Here is a 617-nt window from a genome sequence, read left to right on the forward strand (position 1 = left end):
ACCTTGGCAACTGACTTATATGATTTCTTCCCTGATTTTCCAAAGGAAGAAACATCTTACCAAATTGCTGATAGCCTAGTTGAATGGTTAATCGAATTCGTCTCACTCGTAGCACAACTTTGAGTGCTACACTTTCAAAAATCTTGAAATCAAGAAAAGTTTAAAACGTCTATCATAGATATGTACTTAGCTAAGACAGTCCAGCTCACGACTCAAACTGAGCACGTTCCCCTAACAAAACAATTAAGCCATAAAGGAGGATAAAACCCATGACAATTAAAACCAAACACAAGAAAGATGGCTACTCAGCCACAACTGCAACGGAATATGTCATTCCTACTAAACCGATTCACAGTTTAAGCACTGAGCTTGAACCCCAACAACTCTTTGAAGATGGAAAGCCAACCGGTGAGATTATCGCCTACAAGGCAACCTTTGTTCAAGAAGGGCTTGAACCTTTCCAAGTAAAATTTGAAGACAAGGTCAAACTTCCTGAATTTCTAAGCTTGATTGAATTTGAAAATCTCCAAGCCGTTGAGGTTCGCTACAATGTCTACTTCAAAGCTGACGGTATCAAGGAGGTCAAATAATGGCAACTAAAGCAGATACTGTCCTGC

1 protein-coding gene and 1 pseudogene are annotated in these 617 nt (G+C 39.5%); both read left to right on the forward strand.

Going from position 1 to position 617, the window contains the following annotated elements; all coding sequences use genetic code 11:
• Window positions 1-123, forward strand: a pseudogene (locus D8863_RS11320) (XRE family transcriptional regulator); the annotation flags it as partial.
• A gap of 146 nt (window positions 124-269) precedes the next feature.
• Window positions 270-590 (forward strand): hypothetical protein, encoded by a 321-nt coding sequence (locus D8863_RS10800; protein ID WP_125441874.1) that lies wholly within the window; start codon window positions 270-272, stop codon window positions 588-590.
• The last annotated feature ends 27 nt before the right edge of the window (window positions 591-617 follow it).

The organism is Streptococcus oralis, from assembly GCF_003943825.1.
Classification (GTDB): Bacteria; Bacillota; Bacilli; order Lactobacillales; family Streptococcaceae; genus Streptococcus; species Streptococcus oralis_CD.